At 74.1% G+C, this 23,248-nt stretch carries 15 protein-coding genes; 14 read left to right on the forward strand and 1 reads right to left on the reverse strand.

The annotated features are described in order from the left end of the window. Positions 1–3 precede the first annotated feature (3 nt). From rodA to galE, 10 genes are all read left to right on the forward strand, one after another. Entirely contained in the window at positions 4–1,206 is a 1,203-nt protein-coding gene (gene rodA / locus ACF053_RS07170) for a rod shape-determining protein RodA (RefSeq protein WP_391952935.1), read from the forward strand. 159 nt (positions 1,207–1,365) lie between these two features. Then, the gene (locus tag ACF053_RS07175; RefSeq protein ID WP_391953200.1) at positions 1,366–2,871 is read left to right on the forward strand and encodes a CYTH and CHAD domain-containing protein; all 1,506 of its coding nucleotides are present in this window, start codon (positions 1,366–1,368) and stop codon (positions 2,869–2,871) included. Between the two features lie 60 nt (positions 2,872–2,931). After that, a complete protein-coding gene (locus ACF053_RS07180; protein WP_391952936.1) occupies positions 2,932–4,854 on the forward strand; it encodes a TIGR03960 family B12-binding radical SAM protein in 1,923 nt (640 codons plus the stop codon). Between the two features lie 410 nt (positions 4,855–5,264). Next, a complete protein-coding gene (locus ACF053_RS07185; protein ID WP_058945520.1) occupies positions 5,265–6,047 on the forward strand; it encodes a TIGR03936 family radical SAM-associated protein in 783 nt (260 codons plus the stop codon). Between the two features lie 232 nt (positions 6,048–6,279). Continuing rightward, positions 6,280–10,605, forward strand: a complete 4,326-nt coding sequence (locus ACF053_RS07190) for an Rne/Rng family ribonuclease (RefSeq protein WP_391952937.1) — start codon at positions 6,280–6,282, stop codon at positions 10,603–10,605. 336 nt (positions 10,606–10,941) lie between these two features. Beyond that, positions 10,942–12,060, forward strand: coding sequence for a DegT/DnrJ/EryC1/StrS family aminotransferase (locus ACF053_RS07195; protein WP_391952938.1), 1,119 nt, complete (start codon positions 10,942–10,944; stop codon positions 12,058–12,060). After that, positions 12,057–13,070 carry a Gfo/Idh/MocA family protein gene (locus tag ACF053_RS07200; protein ID WP_391952939.1) on the forward strand — a complete coding sequence of 338 codons (1,014 nt, stop codon included), beginning with the start codon at positions 12,057–12,059 and terminating at the stop codon, positions 13,068–13,070. The genes ACF053_RS07195 and ACF053_RS07200 overlap by 4 nt, the downstream gene beginning before the upstream one ends. 12 nt (positions 13,071–13,082) lie before the next feature. Then, positions 13,083–14,711 carry a glycosyltransferase family 2 protein gene (locus ACF053_RS07205; protein ID WP_391952940.1) on the forward strand — a complete coding sequence of 543 codons (1,629 nt, stop codon included), beginning with the start codon at positions 13,083–13,085 and terminating at the stop codon, positions 14,709–14,711. Next, on the forward strand, positions 14,708–15,991 hold the full coding sequence (locus ACF053_RS07210; RefSeq protein ID WP_391952941.1) for a nucleotide sugar dehydrogenase: 1,284 nt from the start codon (positions 14,708–14,710) through the stop codon (positions 15,989–15,991). The genes ACF053_RS07205 and ACF053_RS07210 overlap by 4 nt, the downstream gene beginning before the upstream one ends. Before the next feature lie 87 nt (positions 15,992–16,078). Next, positions 16,079–17,047, forward strand: a complete 969-nt coding sequence (gene galE, locus ACF053_RS07215) for a UDP-glucose 4-epimerase GalE (protein ID WP_391952942.1) — start codon at positions 16,079–16,081, stop codon at positions 17,045–17,047. A 217-nt stretch (positions 17,048–17,264) separates the two neighbouring features. Here galE and ACF053_RS07220 read toward each other — a convergent pair whose 3' ends face one another. Continuing rightward, positions 17,265–18,473 carry a hypothetical protein gene (locus tag ACF053_RS07220; RefSeq protein WP_391952943.1) on the reverse strand — a complete coding sequence of 403 codons (1,209 nt, stop codon included), beginning with the start codon at positions 18,471–18,473 and terminating at the stop codon, positions 17,265–17,267. Between the two features lie 200 nt (positions 18,474–18,673). Here ACF053_RS07220 and wecB point away from each other — a divergent pair, with 200 nt between their 5' ends. The 4 genes from wecB to ACF053_RS07240 all read left to right on the forward strand — a co-directional run bounded on the left by wecB (position 18,674) and on the right by ACF053_RS07240 (position 23,176). Continuing rightward, complete coding sequence (gene wecB, locus ACF053_RS07225; protein ID WP_391952944.1) at positions 18,674–19,780, forward strand: non-hydrolyzing UDP-N-acetylglucosamine 2-epimerase; 1,107 nt, start codon at positions 18,674–18,676, stop codon at positions 19,778–19,780. A 126-nt stretch (positions 19,781–19,906) separates the two neighbouring features. Beyond that, on the forward strand, positions 19,907–21,112 hold the full coding sequence (locus ACF053_RS07230) for a glycosyltransferase (protein ID WP_391952945.1): 1,206 nt from the start codon (positions 19,907–19,909) through the stop codon (positions 21,110–21,112). Positions 21,113–21,121: 9 nt separating this feature from the next. Continuing rightward, positions 21,122–21,700 (forward strand): hypothetical protein, encoded by a 579-nt coding sequence (locus ACF053_RS07235; RefSeq protein ID WP_058943102.1) that lies wholly within the window; start codon positions 21,122–21,124, stop codon positions 21,698–21,700. 18 nt (positions 21,701–21,718) lie between these two features. After that, a complete protein-coding gene (locus ACF053_RS07240) occupies positions 21,719–23,176 on the forward strand; it encodes a glycosyltransferase (RefSeq protein WP_391952946.1) in 1,458 nt (485 codons plus the stop codon). Positions 23,177–23,248 lie beyond the last annotated feature (72 nt).

Here is a 23,248-nt window from a genome sequence, read left to right on the forward strand (position 1 = left end):
ACCATGCCCGGAACCAACACCTTCTCCGTCCCCCGCTACGCACCCGAGCGCGGCGGGCTGTGGGCCCGGCTCACCGCCCGCGACTCCCTCGTGCGCCGGCTCGACTGGCCGCTGCTCTTCTCCTCGCTCGCCCTGTCCCTGATCGGCGCGCTGCTCGTGTGGTCCGCCACCCGCAACCGCACCGAACTCAACCAGGGCGACCCGTACTCGTTCCTCTTCAAGCACCTGCTCAACACGAGCATCGGCTTCGCCCTCATGGTCGGGACGGTCTGGCTCGGCCACCGCACCCTGCGCGGCGCCGTCCCGTTCCTGTACGGCATCTCCGTGGTGCTGGTGCTGCTCGTCCTCACCCCGCTCGGCGCGACCATCAACGGCGCCCACGCGTGGATCGTCCTCGGCGGGGGCTTCTCCCTCCAGCCCTCCGAGTTCGTCAAGGTGACGATCATCCTCGGCATGGCGATGCTCCTCGCGGCCCGCGTCGACGCCGGGGACCAGCTGCACCCCGACCACCGCACCGTCGCCAAGTCCCTGCTCGTCGCCGTCCTCCCCATGGCCATCGTGATGCTGATGCCGGACCTCGGCTCCGTCATGGTGATGGTGGTGATCGTCCTCGGCGTGCTCCTCGCCTCCGGCGCCTCCAACCGCTGGATCCTCGGCCTGATCGGTGCCGGGGTGGCCGGCGCCGTCCTCGTCGCCGCGCTCGGCGTCCTCGACGAGTACCAGCTCAACCGCTTCGCCGCGTTCGCCAACCCCGAGCTCGACCCGGCCGGCGTCGGTTACAACACCAACCAGGCCCGCATCGCCATCGGCTCCGGCGGCCTGTACGGCGCCGGCCTCTTCAACGGCCACCAGACGACCGGCCAGTTCGTCCCCGAGCAGCAGACCGACTTCATCTTCACCGTCGCCGGCGAGGAGCTCGGCTTCCTCGGCGCCGGCGTGATCATCGCCCTGCTCGGCGTGGTCCTCTGGCGGGCCTGCCGCATCGCCCGCGAGACGACCGAGCTGTACGGCACGATCGTCGCCGCCGGCATCATCGCCTGGTTCGCGTTCCAGTCCTTCGAGAACATCGGCATGACCCTCGGCATCATGCCGGTCGCGGGCCTGCCGCTGCCGTTCGTCTCGTACGGCGGCTCGTCGATGTTCGCCGTCTGGGTGGCGGTCGGGCTGCTCCAGTCGATCCGGGTGCAGCGACCACTGGCCGCCTAGGGGCGTCCCGCCGATCCGGTCGGGCCCCCTGCCGCCCGGCGCGTGCCGGGCCTGCCGTGCCGCGCCCGGCGCGTGCGTGCCTGCCGGGCCGTCGCCCGGCGCGGGGCAGCCGCCCGGGGCCGCATGGCCAGGCCGTTCCGGGGCACCTGGAAGGACATGGTGGCGGATGCGAAGCGTGAGATCGAGCGGAAGTACGAAGCCGAACCCGGCACGCGGCTGCCGGACCTCACCGCGGTGCGCGGGGTCGCGGCCGTCCTCGACCGGGGCGTCGCCGAGCTGGACGCCGTCTACTACGACACCCCCGACCTGCGCCTCGCCGCGGCCTCCGTCACCCTGCGCCGCCGCACCGGTGGCGCCGACGCCGGATGGCACCTGAAGCTGCCGGTCGCCCCCGGCGTCCGCGACGAAGTGCACGCCCCGCTGGCGGACGACGTCCCGCGCGACCTCGCCGACCTCGTACGGGCCCGCACCCGCGGGGCCGCGCTCGTCCCGCTCGTACGGCTCCGCTCCCACCGGGACGTGCGCCACCTCGTCGACGAGCGGGGCGCGCTGCTCGCCGAGGCGAGCACCGACACCGTCCGCGCCGAGCGCCTCGCCGGCGGCGACGGCGGCACGGTCGAGTGGACCGAGATCGAGGTCGAGCTCGCCGACGGCGCCGACCCCGCGTTCCTCGACGCCGTCGACAAGCGACTGCGCAAGAAGGGACTGGCGCCCTCCCGCGCCTCGTCCAAGCTCGCCAAGGCGCTCGACCACACCGGACGGCGACCGCCCCGCGCCCCGGAGCCCGACGGCACCGCCGGCGGCCACCTCCTCGCCCACCTGCGCGAACAGGCCGGCCTGCTCGCCGCCCACGACGCCGCGGTACGCCGGGACCTGCCCGACTCCGTCCACCAGATGCGCGTCGCCACCCGCCGCCTGCGCAGCGCCTTCCGCACCTATCGCAAGTTCCTGGACCGGTCCGCGACCGACCCGGTCGCCGCCGAGCTGAAGTGGCTCGCCGGCGAACTCGGCGCCGACCGCGACCAGGAGGTCCTCACCGAACGGCTCACCTCCCACGTCGACGCCCTCCCCGTCACGCTGCTCCTCGGACCGGTCCGCGCCCGGCTGCGCGCCTGGTCCGCCGCCGGTCGCGTCCGGGTCCGTGCCCGCACCCTCGCCGTCCTCGACGGCGAGCGGTACACCGCCCTCCTCGACGCCCTCGACGCGCTCCTCGCCGACCCGCCGCTGCGGCCGGCCGCGGCGGGCGCCGCCGACGAGGCGCTGCCCGCGGCGGTCCTGCGCGAGTACGACCGGCTGGCCGCCCGCGTCGACCGCGCCCTCGCCCTGCCGCCCGGCCACGACCGGGACGTCGCCCTGCACGAGGCCCGCAAGGCCGCCAAACGCGTCCGGTACGCCGCCGAGGCCGCCGCGCCCGCGCTCGGGAAGCGCGGCAAGCGGTTCACCAAGGGCGTGAAGGCCGTGCAGAAGGTCCTCGGCGAGCACCAGGACAGCGTGGTCGCCCGCGAGGCCCTGCGCGACCTGGCGATCCAGGCCCACGCGTCCGGCGAGACGGCCTTCACCTGGGGCCTGCTCCACGGCCGGGAGGCGGCCCGGGCGGACGACTGCGAGCGGCGGCTGCCCGAGGTGTGGGCGAGGGTCACGGCGGGGAAACCGCGGCGGCTCTGACCGCCGGCGGGCCGGGGTACGCTTGAGAGTCGCCCCCCTGCCCGCTCATGAAGGTCTCTGATGTCCGAGTCGGTCTTCCCCCAGCTCGAAGCTCTGCTCCCGCACGTGCAGAAGCCCATTCAGTACGTCGGCGGTGAGTTGAACTCCACCGTCAAGGAGTGGGACAGCTGCGACGTGCGGTGGGCGCTCATGTACCCGGACGCCTACGAGGTCGGTCTGCCCAACCAGGGCGTCATGATCCTCTACGAGGTACTCAACGAGCGCGAGGGCGTCCTCGCCGAGCGCACCTACAGCGTGTGGCCCGACCTCGAGGCGCTGATGCGCGAGCACGACGTGCCGCAGTTCACCGTGGACAGCCACCGGCCGGTGGGCTCCTTCGACGTCTTCGGCCTGAGCTTCTCCACCGAGCTCGGCTACACCAACATGCTCACGGCGCTCGACCTCGCGGGCATCCCGCTGGAGGCGAAGGACCGCACGCTCGACGACCCGATCGTGCTCGCGGGCGGCCACGCCGCCTTCAACCCCGAGCCGATCGCGGACTTCATCGACGCGGCGATCATCGGCGACGGCGAGCAGGCCGTCCTCGACATGACCGACATCATCCGCGCCTGGAAGGCGGAGGGCCGCCCCGGCGGCCGCGAGGAGGTCCTCCTCCGGCTGGCGAAGACCGGCTCCGTGTACATCCCGGCGTTCTACGACGTCGAGTACCTGCCGGACGGCCGCATCGGTCGCGTCGTCCCCAACCGCTCCGGCGTGCCGTGGCGCGTGTCCAAGCACACCGTCATGGACCTCGACGAGTGGCCCTACCCCAAGCAGCCGCTCGTCCCGCTCGCCGAGACCGTCCACGAGCGGATGTCCGTGGAGATCTTCCGCGGCTGCACCCGCGGCTGCCGCTTCTGCCAGGCCGGCATGATCACGCGCCCCGTGCGGGAGCGAAGCATCACCGGCATCGGCGAGATGGTCGAGAAGGGTCTCAAGGCGACCGGCTTCGAGGAGGTCGGCCTGCTGTCGCTGTCCTCCGCGGACCACTCCGAGATCGGTGACATCGCCAAGGGCCTCGCGGACCGGTACGAGGACGACAAGGTCGGCCTGTCGCTCCCCTCCACCCGCGTCGACGCGTTCAACGTCGACCTGGCCAACGAGCTGACCCGCAACGGTCGTCGTTCCGGCCTCACCTTCGCCCCCGAGGGCGGCTCCGAGCGCCTGCGCAAGGTCATCAACAAGATGGTCTCGGAGGAGGACCTGATCCGCACGGTCGCCACCGCCTACGGCAACGGCTGGCGCCAGGTGAAGCTGTACTTCATGTGCGGTCTGCCCACCGAGACCGACGACGACGTCCTGCAGATCGCCGACATGGCGATGAACGTCATCCAGAAGGGCCGCGAGGTCTCCGGCGCCAACGACATCCGCTGCACGGTCTCCATCGGCGGGTTCGTGCCCAAGCCGCACACGCCCTTCCAGTGGGCGCCGCAGCTCTCCGCCGAGGAGACCGACGCCCGCCTGGAGAAGCTCCGCGACAAGATCCGCGGCGACAAGAAGTACGGCCGCTCCATCGGCTTCCGCTACCACGACGGCAAGCCGGGCATCGTCGAGGGCCTCCTCTCGCGCGGCGACCGCCGCGTCGGCTCCGTCATCCGCGCCGTGTACGAGGACGGCGGCCGCTTCGACGGCTGGCGCGAGCACTTCAGCTACGACCGCTGGATGCAGTGCGCCGAGAAGACGCTCCCCGCCTACGGCGTGGACGTCGACTGGTACACGACGCGTGAGCGCACGTACGAGGAGGTCCTGCCCTGGGACCACCTGGACTCCGGCCTCGACAAGGACTGGCTCTGGGAGGACTGGCAGGACGCCCTCGACGAGACCGAGGTCGAGGACTGCCGCTGGACCCCGTGCTTCGACTGCGGCGTCTGCCCGCAGATGGACACGCACATCCAGATCGGCCCCACCGGCAAGAAGCTGCTGCCGCTGTCCGTCGTGAAGTGACCGCGGGACGACCGGCGTCGTGACGCCGGGACGTGGGATGACGCCGTGACGCCGTGACACCGTGACGCCCCGGCGTGGGCGTGCCTGACGGCCCGGCCCGGGGGGAGGACCCCCGGGCCGGGCCGTCGCCGTACGGGGCCGCGGACGGCGGCGGCGGGCGGGCCGGCGGGGCCCCGGCGGCCCGACCTGGGGAACTCGTCGGAGTCACGGCGCGTACCCTGGGTAGGACAACGACCGCACCTGGCGTGGCGCCCGCACCCGAGATCTCCCCGCGACAGCGGGGGTGAGCCGGGCGGGACCCCCAGGGGCCGCCCGAATTTCGTGGGCGGCGCGCCACCGCGCCCGCCCCGCACCGAGGAGAAGAACCACTGGGCAAGCGACAGCCCGAAGGCCCGCCGCCCGCACCGGCGGTGCAGCGCATCCGACTGCGCTACACCAAGCGCGGCCGCCTCCGGTTCACCAGCCACCGAGACTTCCAGCGCGCGTTCGAGCGCGCCCTGCGCCGCGCCGAGGTGCCCATGGCGTACTCGGCCGGTTTCACGCCCCACCCCAAGGTGTCCTACGCGAACGCCGCCCCGACCGGTACCGGCTCCGAGGCCGAGTACCTGGAGATCGCGCTCACCGCGCCCCGCGACCCCGCCACCCTGCGGGAACTGCTCGACGCGTCGCTGCCCGACGGGCTCGACGTCATCGACGCCGTCGAGGCCCGCACCTCCGGCCTCGCCGACCGGCTCACCGCCTCCGTGTGGGAGCTGCGGCTCGACGGGGTGGAGCCCGCGGACGCCGAACGGGCCGTCGCCGCGTTCCTCGCGGCCGACGCGGTCGAGGTCCAGCGCAGGACGAAGAACGGCCTGCGCAGCTTCGACGCGCGTGCCGCCGTGGCGGGACTCGAGACCGTTCCCGCGGCCGGTGATAGGCCCGCGGACGGCCCCTGTGCGATACTGCGGCTGGTTGTTCGGCACGTGACACCTGCCGTCCGACCCGACGACGTCCTGTCCGGTCTCCGAGCTGTGGCCGACCTGGCGCCGCCGGTCCCCGCAGCGGTGACCAGGCTGGCGCAGGGGCTCTTCGACGAGGAGTCCGGAACGGTGACCGACCCGCTCGCGCCCGACCGCGAGGCAGTCACGGCCGCCCCACCCAAGGCCGCCGGACCCGCCGTCGCGACGGCGCCGGAAGGTGCAGGTTCCGCGTAGGAGCTGTCGTCGAAGCGCAGCCCTGGCACTCGGGAGCCACCTGGGTCGGGCCGCGTACAGACACAGGAGACTTTCGCCAGGCCGTCCGCACAAGGCGTACGGAACCGGCGAGCCAGACATCAGCTCCCGTGCGGCGCCCGCGCCCCGGACGGCGGCCACCGCGCATCGCGCGTGCCGCGGCCGGACCGGACTCAGACGCGGCGCCCGGGAGCGTGACGGGAGAACCGCCCGCATGCTCGAAGCGAACGAGACCGGCACCGCCGGTACCACCGAGAACGACACCAACGGCCCCGGCGACACGCTGCCGCCGCGCCGCCGGCGCCGCGCCGCGTCCCGCCCCGCGGGCCCGCCCGCCGGCGGGGGGACGGCCGCGGAGACCGCGGGCGCCGCCGCCCCGGCCGCGCCGGAGGCCGCCGACACGCCCGGGCAGCCCGCCCCGGCGGAGGCGACCGCGGACGCCGCTCCGGCCCGTCCGCGCCGCCGCGCCACCCGCAAGGCCACCGCCCCGGCCGCCGCCCCGGCCCCGGTCGAGGTTCCCGAGGCCGTGGAGGCCCCGCGGAGCGCCGAGGCCGCCGCGCCCGAGGCCCCGGCCGCTCCGGCTGCCGAAGAGGCCGCGCCGGCCGTCGAGGAGGCCGCTCCGGCCCGTCCGCGCCGTCGTGCCACGCGCAAGGCCACCGCTCCCGCCGCCGAGGCCCCCGCCCGGGCCGTGGAGGCCCCCGAGGCGCCGCCCGCCGTGGAGGCCCCCGCCGAAGAGGCCGCGCCGGCCGTCGAGGAGGCCGCTCCGGCCCGTCCGCGCCGCCGCGCCACCCGCAAGGCCACCGCCCCGGCTGCCGCCCCGGCCCCGGTCGAGGTTCCCGAGGCCGTGGAGGCCCCGCGGAGCGCCGAGGCCGCCGCGCCCGAGGCCCCGGCCGCTCCGGCTGCCGAAGAGGCCGCGCCGGCCGTCGAGGAGGCCGCTCCGGCCCGTCCGCGCCGCCGTGCCACGCGCAAGGCCACCGCCCCCGCCGGGGCGCCCGCGTCCACCGGGAGCGCGCGGACCGCCCCCGAGGCGCAGGTCGAGCAGGTCACCGCCGAGCAGGCCCCGGCCGAGCAGGCCGTCGAAACCCCTGCCGTCGAGACCCCCGCCGCCGAGGAGGCGGCCCCGGCCCGTACCCGTCGCCGCGCCACCCGCAAGGCCACCGCGCCCGCGCCCCAGCCGGAGCCGGCCGCCGCCGCCGAGGAGAACGGGGCGGGCGCCGAGAGCGGCGAGACCCTCCCCGCCGACACGGTCGCGCAGATCACCTCCGACACGGGTGCCGTCGTCGCCGCCGAGCAGGCCGCCTCCCGCGGCCGCGCCCGCCGCCGCGCGACCTCCCCGCAGTTCACCGCCGAGGCCGCGCAGAAGCCCGACACCGCCCGTGGCCGCCGTGCCGCGCGGCCCGCCGTGCCGGTGTTCCGGGCCCCGGTCTTCGCCGAGCCCATGTTCCAGACCCCCGAGACCGCCGCCGCGGCGGCCGCCGCCGAGGCCGCGCAGGCCACGGAGGTGGACGAGGAGACGGACGAGACCGTCGAGACCCCCGCCGCCGAGGCGGTCGTCGAGACGCCCGCCGAGCGGCCCGAGACCGGTGGTCGCCGTCGCCGTCGCCGTCGCGCCGAGGCCGCCGAGACCACCACCCGTCCGGCTGAGGCCGCCCCGGTCGAGCCCGCGGCCCCCGCCGTGGAGCCCGCCGCGCCCGCCGAGGCCGTCGCCGAGGAGGAGGCCGAGCCGGCCGAGGCCGACGCCGACGAGCACGACGAGTTCGACGAGCGCCCCTCGCGCCGCCGCCGGCGCGGTGGCCGCCGTCGCCGCCGCGGCGAGTCGGCCGACGCCGACGAGCACGACATCGACGAGCACGACACGGACGCCCCGCAGGGCGGCACCGCCGACGCGGACCACGACGCGGACACCGACGACGAGCCCGAGGACGACGAGGACGAGGCCGGCGACGCCACCCCGTCCGCCGCCGGCACCAGCAGCTCGCGCCGCCGTCGCCGCCGTCGCCGCCGCAGCGGTGAGCCGTCCGGCGACGCCGAGCCGGCCGCCGAGGACGACGGCGTCCGCACGGTCGTCAAGGTCCGCGAGCCGCGCCCCGCCCGCGAGAAGGCCGAGCCCGGCACGGGCGCGGACGAGGTGCAGTCCATCAAGGGCTCCACGCGCCTGGAGGCGAAGAAGCAGCGCCGCCGCGAGGGCCGCGAGCAGGGCCGCCGCCGCGTGCCGATCATCACGGAGGCCGAGTTCCTCGCCCGCCGCGAGGCCGTCGAGCGCGTCATGGTCGTCCGCCAGAACGGCGACCGCACGCAGATCGGCGTCCTCGAGGACAACGTGCTCGTCGAGCACTACGTCAACAAGGAGCAGGCCACCTCGTACGTCGGCAACGTCTACCTGGGCAAGGTCCAGAACGTCCTGCCGTCCATGGAGGCCGCGTTCGTCGACATCGGCAAGGGCCGCAACGCCGTCCTGTACGCCGGCGAGGTCAACTTCGAGGCGCTCGGCATGGCCCACGGGCCGCGCCGCATCGAGGCCGCCCTCAAGTCCGGCCAGCCCGTCCTCGTCCAGGTGACGAAGGACCCCATCGGCCACAAGGGCGCCCGACTCACCAGCCAGGTCTCCCTGCCCGGCCGCTACCTGGTCTACGTGCCCGAGGGCTCGATGACGGGCATCAGCCGCAAGCTGCCCGACACCGAGCGCGCCCGGCTGAAGACCATCCTCAAGAAGATCGTCCCCGAGGACGCCGGCGTCATCGTCCGCACCGCGGCCGAGGGCGCCAGCGAGGACGAGCTGCGCCGCGACGTCGAGCGGCTGCAGGCGCAGTGGGAGGAGATCCAGGAGAAGGCGAAGAGCGGCAACGCCCCGACCCTCCTCTACGGTGAGCCGGACATGACCGTCCGGGTCGTCCGCGACATCTTCAACGAGGACTTCTCGAAGGTCATCGTCAGCGGCGACGACGCGTGGGAGACCATCCACGGGTACGTCTCGCACGTCGCCCCCGACCTCGCCGACCGGCTCCAGCGCTGGACCTCCGAGGTCGACGTCTTCGCGTCGTACCGGATCGACGAGCAGCTGATGAAGGCGCTGGACCGCAAGGTCTGGCTGCCGTCCGGCGGTTCGCTGGTGATCGACAAGACCGAGGCCATGATCGTGGTCGACGTCAACACCGGGAAGTTCACCGGCCAGGGCGGCAACCTCGAGGAGACCGTCACCAGGAACAACCTGGAGGCGGCCGAGGAGATCGTCCGCCAGCTGCGCCTGCGCGACCTGGGCGGCATCGTCGTCATCGACTTCATCGACATGGTGCTGGAGTCCAACCGCGACCTCGTGCTGCGGCGGCTGCTGGAGTGCCTGGGCCGCGACCGCACCAAGCACCAGGTGGCCGAGGTCACGTCGCTGGGCCTGGTCCAGATGACCCGCAAGCGGGTCGGCCAGGGCCTGCTGGAGTCGTTCTCCGAGACGTGCGTCCACTGCAACGGCCGCGGCGTCATCGTCCACATGGAGCAGCCGACCGCCACGGGCGGTGGTGGCGGTGGCGGCGGCAAGCGCGCCCGCAAGCGCGGCCGCGGCGGTGCCGAGCAGCCGCACGAGCACGTCGAGGCGGTCGAGTACGACGAGACGACCGTCGACGAGGCCCCGGACTCCGTGCACGCCCCGGTCGCCGAGCCCGAGCCGGCCTTCGCCCCGGACGAGGAGCTGTACTCCAGCGCCGCCGAGGCCGAGGCCGCGGCGACCCGTGGCCGCTCGCGCCGCCGGGCCTCGCGCCGGGCGTCGGCTCCGGCCGGCGCCCCGAGGTCCCCCGAGGCCGAGGCCGTCGTGGAGACGCCGGTGGTGCCGGTGGCCGACCCGGTCGTGGTGCCGGAGCCGGTGGCCGAGGAGCCGCAGGCCGAGCCCGCGCGGGTCGAGGAGCCGCAGGTCGAGGCCGTCGAGGCGCCGGTCGCCGCGGAGCCGGTCGAGGAGGCCGCGCCGCAGGGCCGTACCCGTCGCCGGGCGACCCGTCGGGCCTCGGCTCCGGCCGGTGCGCCCCAGGCCGCCGAGGCCGTCGCCGTGGTCGTGGCGGCCGAGCCCGCCGCTCCCGAGGCGCCGGCCGCCGCGGAGGAGCCCGCGGGGGCGGGCGAGCCGGCCGCCGAGGCCGCGCCGCCCCGCCCGCGCCGCCGGGTGGTCCGCAAGGTGACGTCCCCCGCCGGCTCCCCGGCAGGGGCCCAGGAGGCCGCGATCGTCGTCGTGGCCGCTCCGGCCACCGCCGCCGAGGCGCCCGCCGAGGTCGCCGAAGCCCCCAAGGCCCCCGAGGCCCCCGAGGGCGGTGGGGACGCGGCAGCGGAGGACGCGGCCCCGGCACGGAAGACCGCCAAGAAGGCGACGGCGAAGAAGACCGCCGCCAAGAAGACGGCGGCGAAGAAGACGGCGGCGAAGAAGACGACCGCCAAGAAGGCCACGGCCACCAAGTCGGCGTCCAAGACGGCCAAGACGGCCAAGACGGCCAAGACGGCGAAGAAGACCGTGGCCGCCGAGAAGACGGCCCCGGCCACCGTGACGGCGGTCACGGAGGACTGAACACCCGGTGAAGACCGGCTGAAATGATCAGTGCCCCGCCCCGCATTCGTGCGGGGCGGGGCACCGCTTTCGTTTCGGAATCGATGCTTCGGGCCCTTAACCGCCCGGAAATTGGCAGAGTCATTCCTGATAATGTGACGCCGGTCGATGCCGTCCGCCGGTCCCCACCGGAGCGCGCGGGAGGTGTGGACTCGGTTCCGGGCCGGACCCGTCCCGGCCGTCATCGGTAGGGCGTCGGCATCGCGCCGGAGGGGCTAGCGCGCGCTCTCGACGAGACGTACGCACACCCCGGACCTCTGCCACGAAGAGCTCTTGCGGTGTTCAAGGAGGACGTCCATGCCGAGCGTCAACGAGCAGCCCATCCCCGCTGCCCGCCCGGTCATCGGTGAAGAGGAGATCGAGGCAGCCGTACGCGTACTGCGCAGCGGCCGCGTCGTACAGGGCCCAGAGGTGGCCGCCTTCGAGGAGAGCTTCGCGGAGCTGGTCGACGGCCGCCACTGCGTCGCCGTCAACTCGGGCACCTCGGCGCTGCACCTCCTTCTGATGGCCCTGAACATCGGCCCGGGTGACGAGGTCATCGTGCCGTCGTTCTCCTTCGCCGCGTCCGCGAACGCGGTCCGCCTCGTCGGGGCCGACGCCGTCTTCGCCGACATCGAGCCGGAGTCGTTCTGCCTCGACCCGGCCGCCGTCGAGGCCGCCATCACCCCGCGCACGGTCGCGATCATGCCGGTGCACCTGTACGGCCACCCGGCCGCGATGGACAAGATCATGGCCATCGCCGACAAGCACAAGCTGGCCGTCGTCGAGGACGCCTGCCAGGCCCACGCCGCGGCCCTCCACGGCACCCCCGTGGGCGCCTTCGGCGCCGGTGGCACCTTCAGCTTCTACCCGACCAAGAACATGCACTCCCTGGAGGGCGGCATGGTCTCGGTCGGCGACGCCGAGGTCGCCCGCACCCTGCGCCTCCTGCGCAACCAGGGCATGGAGCAGCGGTACGCCAACGAGATCGTCGGCGCCAACATGCGCATGACCGACGTCGCCGCCGCGGTCGGCCGCGTCCAGCTGGCCAAGCTGCACGGCTGGACCGAGCAGCGCATCGCCAACGCCGCGTACCTCACCGAGCACATCTCCGCGCCCGGCGTGGTGACCCCCGTGGTCGCCGAGGGCGCGCGCCACATCTTCCACCAGTACACGATCCGCGTCCGCGGCGACCGCGACGCCGCCATGGCGAAGCTGACCGAGGCGGGCATCGGCAACGCCGTGTACTACCCGACGCCGATCCACCGCCTCAAGCCGTACTGGGAGCCGGACCAGAAGGCCGGCCGCGACTGGGACCTGCCGGAGACGGAGAAGGCGGCCGCCGAGGTCGTCTCCCTCCCCGTCCACCCGTCCCTCACCCAGGACGACCTTGAGCGGATCGTCACCGCCGTCAACGCCCTGGGGGAGGAGCTGTGACCGCCACCGGAACGCTCCGGGCCGGCCTCGTCGGCCTCGGCTCCATGGGCCGCCACCACGCCCGCGTGCTCGCCGGCCTGGAGGGCGTGGAGCTCGTCGGCGTCGTCGACCCGATGGGCGACAAGAACGGCTGGGCGCAGGGCGCCCCCGTCCTCGCCACCGTCGAGGAACTGCTCGCGCTCGGCGTCGACTACGCCGTCGTGGCCTGCCCGACCGCCCTCCACGAGGAGGTCGGGCTGAAGCTGGCCGAGGCCGGCGTGTGCGCGCTCGTCGAGAAGCCCGTCGCGGACACCGTCGACGGCGCCCGCCGCCTCGTCGAGGCGTTCGAGTCGCGCGACCTGGTGGCCGGCGTCGGGCACATCGAGCGGTGCAACCCCGCGCTGCGCTCGCTGCGCGCCCGCCTGGAGGCCGGCGAGCTGGGCGACGTCTTCCAGGTCGTCACCCGCCGTCAGGGCCCCTTCCCGCACCGCATCGCGGACGTCGGCGTCGTCAAGGACCTCGCGACGCACGACATCGACCTCACCGGCTGGGTCACCGGCCAGACGTACACGTCGATCGCCGCGCGCACCGTCTCCAAGTCGGGCCGCCCGCACGAGGACATGGTCTCCGCCGTCGGCCAGCTCTCCGACGGCACGATGGTCAACCACCTCGTCAACTGGCTGAGCCCGCTCAAGGAGCGCTTCACCTCGGTCACCGGCGAGCGCGGCTGCTTCATCGCCGACACCCTCACCGCCGACCTGACCTTCTACTCCAACGCCGCCGTCGCCACCGAGTGGGAGGCCCTGCGCGCCTTCCGCGGCGTCGCCGAGGGCGACATGGTCCGGTACGCCATCCCGAAGCGCGAGCCGCTCCTCGTCGAGCACGAGCTGTTCCGCGACGCCGTCCTCGGCAAGTCCGACGACATCTGCACGCTCCGCCAGGGCCTGCGTACCGTGGAGGTCGCCGCGGCCGTCCTGGAGTCGGCCGCCACCGGCGACACCGTCCGTCTCAACGGCTCCGCAAAGGGGTAGGGGTAGTCTCCCTTGACCAGACCTGATGTCACCGTCGTCGTGGCGGTCTACAACACCATGCCCTACCTGACGGAGTGTCTGAACTCGCTCGTCAAGCAGAGCATCGGCAGGGACCGCCTGGAGGTCGTGGCCGTCGACGACGGCTCGACCGACGACAGCGGCCGGGAACTCGACCGCTTCGCGGAGCGGTACCCCGGCGTCGTGAAGGTCATCCACCAGGCCAACTCCGGTGGCCCGGCTGCTCCCAGCAACCGGGCCCTGGAGGTGGCCACCGGCCGGTACGTCTACTTCATCGGCTCCGACGACCACCTCGGCCGCGAGGCCCTGGAGCGCATGGTCGACTACGCCGACCGGCACGACTCCGACGTCGTCGTCGGCAAGATGGTCGGCACCAACGGCCGCTACGTCCACCAGGCGCTCTTCCAGCGCAACGACCCCGACGTCAGCCTGTACGACTCGGCGCTGCCGTTCACGCTGGCCAACACCAAGCTGTTCCGGCGCGACCTCGTCGAGCAGCACAAGCTGCGCTTCCCCGAGGACCTGCCGGTCGGCTCCGACCAGCCGTTCACCATAGAGGCGTGCGTCCGCGCCCGGAAGGTGTCCGTCCTCGCCGACTACACCTGCTACTACGCGGTGAAGCGCGGCGACTCGTCCAACATCACCTACCGCGCCGACCACCTGTCGCGGCTGCGCTGCACCGCCCGGATCATGGAGCACGCGGCGGGGCTGATCGAGGCCGGGCCGCAGCGGGACGCGGTCTTCGTGCGCCACTTCACCTGGGAGCTCGCCAAGCTGATCCAGGACGACTTCCCGTCCCTCGACGCGGCGACGCGCGCCGAGGTGTGCGCCGGCATCGCCGAACTGGCCGACGCGTACTTCACGGAGGCGCTCCGCGACTCCATGGACGTCAAGCGGCGGGTGCGGATCGCCCTCGCCCAGCGCGGCGCCCTCGACCACCTCGTCCGCGCCATCGAGGACGAGGCGGCGCACGGCGCCCCGCCGCTCCTGCTGGAGGACGGCCGCGCCTTCGTCCGCTACCCCGGCTTCCGTGACCCGGCCCTCGGACTGCCCGACCGGCTCTTCGAGGTGATCGGCGAGGCGGTGCCCCGGCAGCTCGCCGACGGCACCCGCCTGGTCTCCGCCGCCTGGGAGCAGAACGGCGACGACCTCGCCGTCTCCCTCGCCGTCCGCGTGCCGGTCACCGGCGAGACCGGCACCGCGTCCGTCCGCCTGGCCGCCAAGGCCCTGCCGAAGAGCACCGACAAGCCCGGCGGCCGACGCGTCCCCGTCGGCGTCGAACTCCCCGCCCGCAGGGGCGAGTCGAGCCAGGAGCCGGCACCCGACGGCACCGGCACCCACCTGCACGCGCGCATCGCCCTCCAGCCGGCCCGCGCCAAGCTCGGCGTCCGCGCCTACCTGGATGTGGCAGGCTCGACGTACGAGATCCCCGTGAAGACCCAGGGGGTGCCGCTGCCCCTGGCCCGGCGCTGGCGCGAGAAGGTCCCGTACCGCGTCTCCGCCACCGCCAACGCCAAGGGGCGGCTGGTCATCACCACGGCTCCGCTCTGGGAGCCCTCGCCCGGCGCCGGCCTGCGACTGCGCCGCGTCCTGTCCCGTGTGAAGAGGAAACTGACCCGATGAACATCTGTGTAGTCGCGCTCGGCAAGATCGGTCTGCCGCTCGCCGTGCAGTTCGCCGACAAGGGCCACAAGGTCATCGGCGCCGACGTCAACGAGAAGGTCGTGGAGCTGGTCAACGCCGGCACCGAGCCCTTCCCCGGCGAGCACGACCTGGACGTCAAGCTGAAGAAGGCCGTCGACGCCGGGCTGCTCACCGCCACCACCGACACCGCCGCCGCGGTCGCGCAGTCCGAGGCCGTCGTCGTGGTCGTCCCGCTGTTCGTGGACGCCGAGGGCACCCCCGACTTCGGCTGGATGGACTCCGCCACCAAGGCCATCGCCAAGGGCCTCAAGCCGGGCACCCTCGTCTCGTACGAGACGACCCTGCCGGTCGGCACCACCCGCACCCGCTGGGCGCCGATGCTGGAGGAGGGCTCCGGCCTCACCGCGGGCGAGGACTTCCACCTCGTCTTCTCCCCGGAGCGGGTCCTCACCGGCCGCGTCTTCGCCGACCTGCGCCGCTACCCCAAGCTCGTCGGCGGCATCGACGAGGCGTCCGGCCGCCGCGGCGTCGAGTTCTACGAGCAGGTGCTCGACTTCGACGAGCGCGCCGACCTGCCGCAGCCGAACGGCGTGTGGGACCTCGGCACCGCCGAGGCGTCCGAGCTGGCCAAGCTCGCCGAGACCACGTACCGCGACGTCAACATCGGCCTGGCGAACCAGTTCGCCCGGTTCGCCGACAAGAACGACATCGACGTCAAGAAGGTCATCGAGGCCTGCAACTCGCAGCCCTACAGCCACATCCACCAGCCCGGCATCGCCGTCGGCGGCCACTGCATCCCGATCTACCCGCGGATGTACCTGTGGAACGACCCGGAGGCGACCGTCGTCCGCTCCGCCCGCGAGGCGAACGCCGCGATGCCCGAGTACGCCGTCGACCTGCTGGCCGCCGCCTACGGCGACCTGAAGGACGTCGCCGTGCTCGTGCTGGGCGCCGCCTACCGCGGCGGCGTGAAGGAGACCGCCTTCTCCGGCGTCTTCCCGACCGTCGAGGCCCTCACGGCGCGCGGCGCCGTCGCGTACGTCTCCGACCCGATGTACACGGACGAGGAGCTCGCCGCCCACGGCCTGACCCCCCACAAGGGGGAGAAGGTCACCGCGGCGATCCTCCAGGCCGACCACGCCGAGTACCGCGAGCTGGCCGCCTCCGACCTGCCGGACGTGAAGGTCCTGGTCGACGGCCGGCGCACCACCGACCCGGCCCGCTGGGAGGGCGTCCGCCGCGTCGTCATCGGCGGCTGACGGCCCGGTCCCGCGGCGACCGAGGTCGCCAGGCCCTGTCCCGCCCCGCCAGGCGGGGCAGGGTCGTTTCTCGTAGGAGGTTCCACGATGACCTGGATGATCACCGGAGGCGCCGGATTCATCGGCTCGCACGTGGTGCGGGCGATGGCCGGGGCCGGCGAGGGCGTCGTCGTCGTCGACGACCTGAGCTCCGGGCGCGCCGACCGGCTGCCCGCCGGGGTTCCGCTGGAGACCGGCACGGTCCTCGACCGGGACTTCCTCGACCGGGTCCTGCGCGAGCACGCCGTCACCGGGATCGTGCACGTCGCCGCCAAGAAGCAGGTCGCCGAGTCCGTCGCCCGGCCGCTCTTCTACTACCGGCAGAACGTCGAGGGCCTGCGCGTCCTGCTCGACGCCGCCGTCGCGGCCGGTGTCGGCAGGTTCCTGTTCTCCTCGTCGGCGGCCGTGTACGGGACGCCCGACGTCGACCTCGTCACCGAGGAGACCCCCTGCCGGCCCATCAACCCGTACGGCGAGACCAAGCTCGCGGGGGAGTGGATGGTCGGCGCCGTCGGCCGGACCCACGGCATGGCGACCGCCGCGCTGCGCTACTTCAACGTGGCCGGCGCCGCCGCCCCCGAACTCGCCGACGACGGCGCGCACAACCTCGTGCCCATGGTCTTCGAGCGGCTCACCGCCGGCCGGGCGCCGCTGGTCTTCGGCGACGACTACCCCACGCCCGACGGCACGTGCGTGCGCGACTACATCCACATCGAGGACATCGCCTCCGCGCACCTCGCCGCCGCGCGGCGGCTCGCCGCCGACCCGGGGGCCTCGCTCGTCCTCAACGTGGGCCGCGGCGAGGGCGTCTCGGTGACCGAGATGATCGACGTCATCGGGGACGTGACCGGACTGCCGGCCACCCCGGAGGTCGCCCCCCGCCGGCCGGGCGACCCGGCCCGTGTCGTGGCCTCGTCCGACCTGGTCCGCGCGGAGCTGGGGTGGACGGCCCGGTACGGCGTGCGCGAGATGGTCGCGTCGGCCTGGGAGGGCTGGCGCCTGCGCCACCCGGCCTGACCGGCCGCCCGCCCCGGCCGCGGCCTGACGGGCCGCCCGCCTTCCCGGGGTCGGATCGGGCGTCCGCCGCGGACGGGGCCTGACCGGCACGTGAGCCTGACCCGGCCGGAGGCGACCCGCGACCCGACGGGACGCGACCCGGTCGGCCCGGCACGGCGCCCCGCCTCCCCCGACGGGACCGGCACGGCCCCCCGGCGGAGAGCCGTGCCGGAGCCGCTCAGGCCGAGGCGCGGCCCCAGGCGCCGAGCGCGAGCCCCGACTCGTCCTTCTGCCGGGCCACCCACAGCGCGCCGTCCGTACCGATCACGGCCATGACCACGCGCCCCGCGCCGTCCAGCGCCAGCGCGGGCGCCCCCAGGCAGGGACTGCCGGTGAGCGTCCAACTGGCGCCGGCGCCCTCCTCCTCCGTCGGGTACGCGGCCAGCGCCGACCGTCCCGTCGCCTCGTCGCGGTGCGCCACCACCGTGCAGTCGTGGCCGTCGACGACCGTCCGCAGCACGGCCACCGGACCCGTGCCCGTCCCGTCCCCGAGCCGCGCGGCTCCTCCCGCATCGGCCGCCGGGTCCGCGCCCCGCGAGCCCTCGGACCCCTCGGACCCCGCGACGGCCTCCGCCGGCGGGCGCCAGGCCCGTACCGTACGGTCGTCGGCGTCGTGCCAGAAGTGGCTCAGCCCGCCGTCCCCGCCCGTGACGGCCGCGGCCGCCGAGGAGGGCGCCGCCCGCAGGGACACGTCCGGCGCCCGCTCGAACCGGACGCCCGGCTTCTCCCGCTCCCAGCGCAGCAGCCGGTCCGACGCCGCCGCCAGGACCTCCACCCGGCCGTCCCCGGCGAGCGCCGCCGACACCGTGCCCCGCACGGCCGCGCCCTTGAGGTCCACCCAGGCGTTCCAGGCGCCGGTCTTCGCCTGGCTGCGGGCGCAGACACCGCCGCCGGCGTTGCGGACGAAGACGTTGAGCGACCCGTCGGTGTCGACCACGGCGGACGGGTGGCCCATCTGCTCGGCGAGCGAGGGGTCCGCCGGATAGGGAGACCCGAGCGGCCGCCAGTCCCGCACCGGCCGACCCGACTGGTACTGCAGGGCGTACACGACCTCGGTGCCCGTCCGCCCGTCCGGCAGCGGCGCCCGCCGCAGCCCGACCAGGTGGACGTAGCCGTCGGCGCCCTGGGCGACCGCCACGTACGGCAGCAGTCCCGGCGCCGGGATCAGCTCGGGCCCCGTCCAGTGGGGGCCGCCCGGCCGGGTCTCCGTCCAGCGCAGCACACCGCCGTCTCCCGGGGCGTACGCCGTCAGCCGGCCGTCCTTGCCGCGCACCAGCCAGCCGGTGGCCGCCGGCACCGACGGGTCGAGGACCGCCTGCGGCGCCTCCTCGGCTGGGGCGGGCTCGCCGGCCCGCTTCTTGGCTTTCCGCACGAACAAGACCGCCATGGCTGACGCCGACCTTTCCCTGTACCCGTACCGCGTACCCGTACCGCGAGTGAGTGATCCTCTTCTCAGGCGCGCGCGACCCTAGCATCTCGCATTCCGGCCGGACCGGTCACGGCGGACGGGGTGGGCACCGAGCACGCCGGCCGCGGGCATACCATGGCCGTGCCCCTCATCGACCTGACCCAGAAGAAGAGTGCGCAGTGAAAGTCATCAGCATCGTCGGCGCCCGTCCCCAACTGGTGAAGCTCGCGCCCATCGCGGCCGCGTTCGCAGGGACGGAGCACGAGCACTTCATTGTGCACACCGGGCAGCACTACGACGCCGACCTCTCGGACGTCTTCTTCCAGGGCCTCGGCATCCCCGACCCGGACGTCCACCTCGGCGTCGGCTCCGGCAGCCACGGCGTCCAGACCGGCTCCGTGCTCTCCGCGCTCGACCCGGTCCTGGAGCGGGAGAAGCCCGACTGGGTCCTCGTCTACGGCGACACCAACTCCACCATCGCCGGTGCCCTCTCCGCCGTGAAGATGCACCTGCCCGTCGCGCACCTGGAGGCGGGCCTGCGCTCCTTCAACCGGCGCATGCCGGAGGAGCACAACCGCGTCCTCACCGACCACTGCGCCGACGTGCTCCTCGCCCCGACCGAGGAGGCCATGCGCCACCTCGCCGACGAGGGCCTGAAGGACCGCGCGGTCCTCGCGGGCGACGTCATGGTCGACATCTGCCTGCGCATCCGCGACGCCGTCCTCGCCGGCGAGCACGCCGCCCCGGCGCTGCCCGAGGGCATCGACCCCGCGCAGCCCTTCCTGCTGGCCACCCTGCACCGGCCGGACAACACCGACGACCCCGAGCGGCTCGCCGCCATCGTCGACGCGCTGGCCGCGCTGCCCCTGCCGGTCGCCCTGCTCGCCCACCCGCGGCTCGTCGCCCGCGCGCAGAAGCACGGCATCGAGCTCGCCCAGGGCTCCGTCCACGTCGGCCGCCCGCTGCCGTACGCCGGCCTCGTCGCCGCCGTCCTGGCCTCGGCCGGCGTCGTCACCGACTCCGGCGGCCTGCAGAAGGAGGCGTTCCTGCTGGAGCGCATCACCACCACCATCCGTCCCGAGACGGAGTGGGTCGAGACCGTCGACACCGGCTGGAACGTCCTCGTCCCGGACCCGCACCTCATGTCCGCCGACGAGTGGGCCGCCACCGTCACCCGCGCCGTCCCCACCGCCGACAAGGGCATCCCGTACGGCGACGGGCGTGCCGCGCACAACGTCGTCCGCATCCTCGAGGAATGGCAGAGCACCGTCCGCAACGACGGCTGACGGCCGCCCACGAGGCCGCGCCCGGACCCGCCTCACGGCCGGGTCCGGGCCGGTCCGGATCACCGGCCGTGAACACGGCCGGTGATAAAGTGGCGCGTCGCCGCGCAATCTCGTAAGGAAGTCGACATGAAGCAGGCAGCATCCCGGGATGCAGCCGTGGTCACGCCGTGGTATCCGACACGGGAGTTGCCTTTCCGGGGTTCCTTCGTCTACGACATGGTGGCGGCGACCGCACCCGGCTGCGACAGCCTCACGGTCTACCACGGTGACCCCTGGGTCGCCGCGATGGACGCGGCGACGACCGAGGCCGTCGAGGAGGCCAACGCCAAGCTCATGGCCCGCGCCGCGCACCGCGTGCCCACCGCGGGCGGCGCCGAACTCGTCCACTTCCCCGTCACGACACCGCGCGGCCAGCTCTACGGCGCGCAGGCCCGCAACCACGAGCGGCACCTGCGCCACGTCCTCGGCGGCAAGCCCATCGACGCGCCCGTCGTCCACGCCCACGTGGGACTCCCCAGCGGATGGGCGGCGCTGCAGAACGCCCGCCCCGACGCCAGGGTGTTCGTGACCGAGCACGCCTCGTTCCTCGACAAGGTCTTCCAGGACCCCGAGGCCGTCGAGCTCTACGACGCGGTCCTGGAGCGGGCGGCCGGCTTCCTCGTCGTCGGCGACCCCGTCACCGAGGCCGTCGCGCGGCAGTTCCCCCGGCACGCCGGCAAGATAGGGCGCATCCCCAACCCGGTCTCCTTCGACGCCCCGCGCGCCGAGCCGGTGAAGGACCTGCGCAACTGGCTCTACCTGGGCGGCATCCTGGAGAGCAAGGGCTGCCGGTGGCTCGTCGAGGCGTTCGCCCAGTGCCACGCCGAGGACCCGACGCTCACGCTCACGATGGTGGGCGAGGGCGCGCTGCGCCGCCCGCTCACCGAGCGCGTCGCCGAACTCGGGCTGTCCGACGTGGTGAAGCTGCCCGGCTCCATTCCGCACGACGAGGCCCTCGGACTGATGCGGAGCCACGACCTGCTGGTGCACCCCAGCCGGTACGAGACGTTCGGCATGACCATCGTCGAGGGCGTCGCCGCCGGCATGCCGCTCCTGGTCACCCGCTGCGGCGGCCCCGAGAAGACCCTCGCCGGTATCGAGGACGCCGCGGGCGAACTCATCGACGTGGAGGAGAACGCGGAGTCGATCAGCGAGGGCTTCCGGCGCCTGCGCGCCCGTTTCCTCGGCGGCGGACTGGACCTCGAACGCGCCCAGGCGAAGCTCGCCGCCGACTACGGCTACGAGGCCGTGGCCCGGGCGCACTACCGACTCTGGTTCCCCGACTCCCCGTGATGGAGTGACATGCAGGTTCTGTTCCTGGCCCTCGGCGCCTCGCGCAAGCGGGCCGTGGTCGAAGAGTCCGCCGCGGTGGCCGCCGCCGGCGGCCGGGCCGTCGTCCTGGTCGGCCGGAAGCAGCCCTGGGCGAGCGAGGTGTTCGCCCCCGGAGTCGAACTGCTCACCCTCGCCGACCTGGAGGCCAGGCACCTGCCCCGCAGGCTGGAGCGGGCGGTGCTCTACCAGGGCCCCCGCCGCGTCGCCGGCGTCGTCGGCCGCGGACCCCTGGGCGCCGGCGCCCGGAAGGCCCTCACGGCGTACGAGAAGCGGGTCGCCGGCCGTGTGCACCGCCGCGTGTTCGTGCCGCTGCACCGCAGGGTCTGGCCGACCGCGGCCGCCCGCATGATCCTCCGCCGCTGCTTCGGCCCGCAGGGCGGCCCCGACCTCGTCGTCGTCGCCGACGCCCTGTCGACGCGCACCGCCGCGGAGATGATGGACGCCTGGGCCGCCGAGGGCCTGGGAACCCCGCGCCTGTGCTACAGCGTCGATTCCGTCGTACCGCCGGTCGTCGCCCGGACGGCCCCGCAGACCTCAGCCGCTCGCTGACCCAACCGAGGAAGACTGATGAAGAACCGTAGCGAACGGCGCCCCCGTGTGCTCTACCTGGCGTTCTACTTCCCCCCGTCGCGCGCGAGCGGTGTCTACCGCGCCCGCGCCACCGCCAACCACCTTGTGGAGAAGGGCTGGGACGTCACCGTCTGCGCGGCCCCGCTGGACTTCCTCCACAACGTGATCGGCTCCGTCGACGAGGAGCTGTCGAAGACCGTCGACCCGCGCATCCGCGTGGAGCGGCCGTCCCTCAACCAGTACACCTGGCAGCAGGACCTGCGCGACTACAGCTGGCTGCGGCGCAGCTTCCCGCTGACGGCCAAGCGCGTCTACCAGTTCAGCCAGACGAAGCTCTTCCCCGAGCGCTACTCGTCCTGGGCGTGGGCATCGGTCACGCGGGCGCTGAAGCTGCACGCCAAGGACCGCTTCGACGTCGTGGTCGCCACCGGCAACCCGTTCGCCTCGTTCGGCGCCGCCTGGCTGTTCAACAAGCTCACGGGCGTCCCGTACGTCATGGACTACCGCGACTCCTGGACCCTCGACCTCTTCCACGACGAGCCGGCCTTCCCCGAGGGGCACATCGCCTGGGCGTGGGAGAAGCGCATGATCGGCAAGGCGGCCGCGTCCGTCTTCGTCAACGAGGCCCTGCGCGGCTGGCACGCCGAGCGCTACCCGGAGGTCGCCGACCGCATGATGGTCGTCCCCAACGGCTGGGACGCGGACGTGCTGCCGAAGGTCGTCGAGAAGGCCGCCGGTGAGCTGCCCGCCGCCGGTGACGGCGAAGACGGCACGGTGGCCGGTGACACGGCGGCCGCCGAGGCGGTCGCGGCGGCGGAGACGGTCGCGGCGGCGGAGGCGGCGCAGGAGCGGCGCGCCCCGCTGAAGTTCACGTACCTCGGCACGCTCACCGCGAAGCAGCCGGTGGAGGAGATGGCCGAGGCGTTCAAGATCGCCCGGCGTCACCCCGACCTGGCCGACGCCGAGTTGCAGATCCACGGCCACCTCGGCTTCTTCAAGAACAGCCCCGGCGCCCTCAAGGCCCGCCTCGGCCTCCAGGACGGCCCGCGCCCCGAGGGCGTCGAGGACACCGGGCTGCGCTACTGCGGCCCCGTCTCCAAGACCGAGGTCGGCAAGGTCTACGAGGAGGCCGACGTCCTCGTCTTCCTCGCGGGCGGCGGCAGGTACGTCACCTCCGGCAAGATCTTCGAGTACATGGCCTTCGGGCACCCGATCGTCTCCGTCCACCAGCCCGGCATCGCCGCGCAGGACGTGCTCGACGGGTACCCGCTGTGGTTCAACGCCGACAGCCTGGACGTCGAGGAGCTGGCCGCGTCGATGGTCGCCGCGGGCAAGGCCGCCCGTGACCTGACGCCCGACCAGCGCGCGGCGGCGCGGCGCCACGCCGACACCTACACGCGTGAGGCGACGCTCGCCCCGTTCGAGCAGCGCCTGCGGGAGATCGTCGAGCACTGAGGCCGGCTGCGGCCTGCCGGCGGCCCCGCCCCCGAGGCGGCGCCGCCGGCGCCCCGCGCACGACGCACACGA

The organism is Streptomyces kanasensis, assembly GCF_043077165.1.
In the GTDB taxonomy this organism is placed as follows: Bacteria; Actinomycetota; Actinomycetes; order Streptomycetales; family Streptomycetaceae; genus Streptomyces; species Streptomyces changanensis.

What these genes read in the sequence shown, in the direction of transcription:
- rodA (WP_391952935.1), top strand. Translation starts at nt 4, where the DNA reads ATGCCCGGAACCAACACCTTCTCCGTCCCCCGCTACGCACCCGAGCGC.
- ACF053_RS07180 (WP_391952936.1), top strand. Translation starts at nt 2,932, where the DNA reads ATGTCCGAGTCGGTCTTCCCCCAGCTCGAAGCTCTGCTCCCGCACGTG.
- ACF053_RS07190 (WP_391952937.1), top strand. Translation starts at nt 6,280, where the DNA reads ATGCTCGAAGCGAACGAGACCGGCACCGCCGGTACCACCGAGAACGAC.
- ACF053_RS07195 (WP_391952938.1), top strand. Translation starts at nt 10,942, where the DNA reads ATGCCGAGCGTCAACGAGCAGCCCATCCCCGCTGCCCGCCCGGTCATC.
- ACF053_RS07210 (WP_391952941.1), top strand. Translation starts at nt 14,708, where the DNA reads ATGAACATCTGTGTAGTCGCGCTCGGCAAGATCGGTCTGCCGCTCGCC.
- galE (WP_391952942.1), top strand. Translation starts at nt 16,079, where the DNA reads ATGACCTGGATGATCACCGGAGGCGCCGGATTCATCGGCTCGCACGTG.
- ACF053_RS07220 (WP_391952943.1), bottom strand. Translation starts at nt 18,473, where the DNA reads ATGGCGGTCTTGTTCGTGCGGAAAGCCAAGAAGCGGGCCGGCGAGCCC.
- ACF053_RS07230 (WP_391952945.1), top strand. Translation starts at nt 19,907, where the DNA reads ATGAAGCAGGCAGCATCCCGGGATGCAGCCGTGGTCACGCCGTGGTAT.
- ACF053_RS07235 (WP_058943102.1), top strand. Translation starts at nt 21,122, where the DNA reads ATGCAGGTTCTGTTCCTGGCCCTCGGCGCCTCGCGCAAGCGGGCCGTG.
- ACF053_RS07240 (WP_391952946.1), top strand. Translation starts at nt 21,719, where the DNA reads ATGAAGAACCGTAGCGAACGGCGCCCCCGTGTGCTCTACCTGGCGTTC.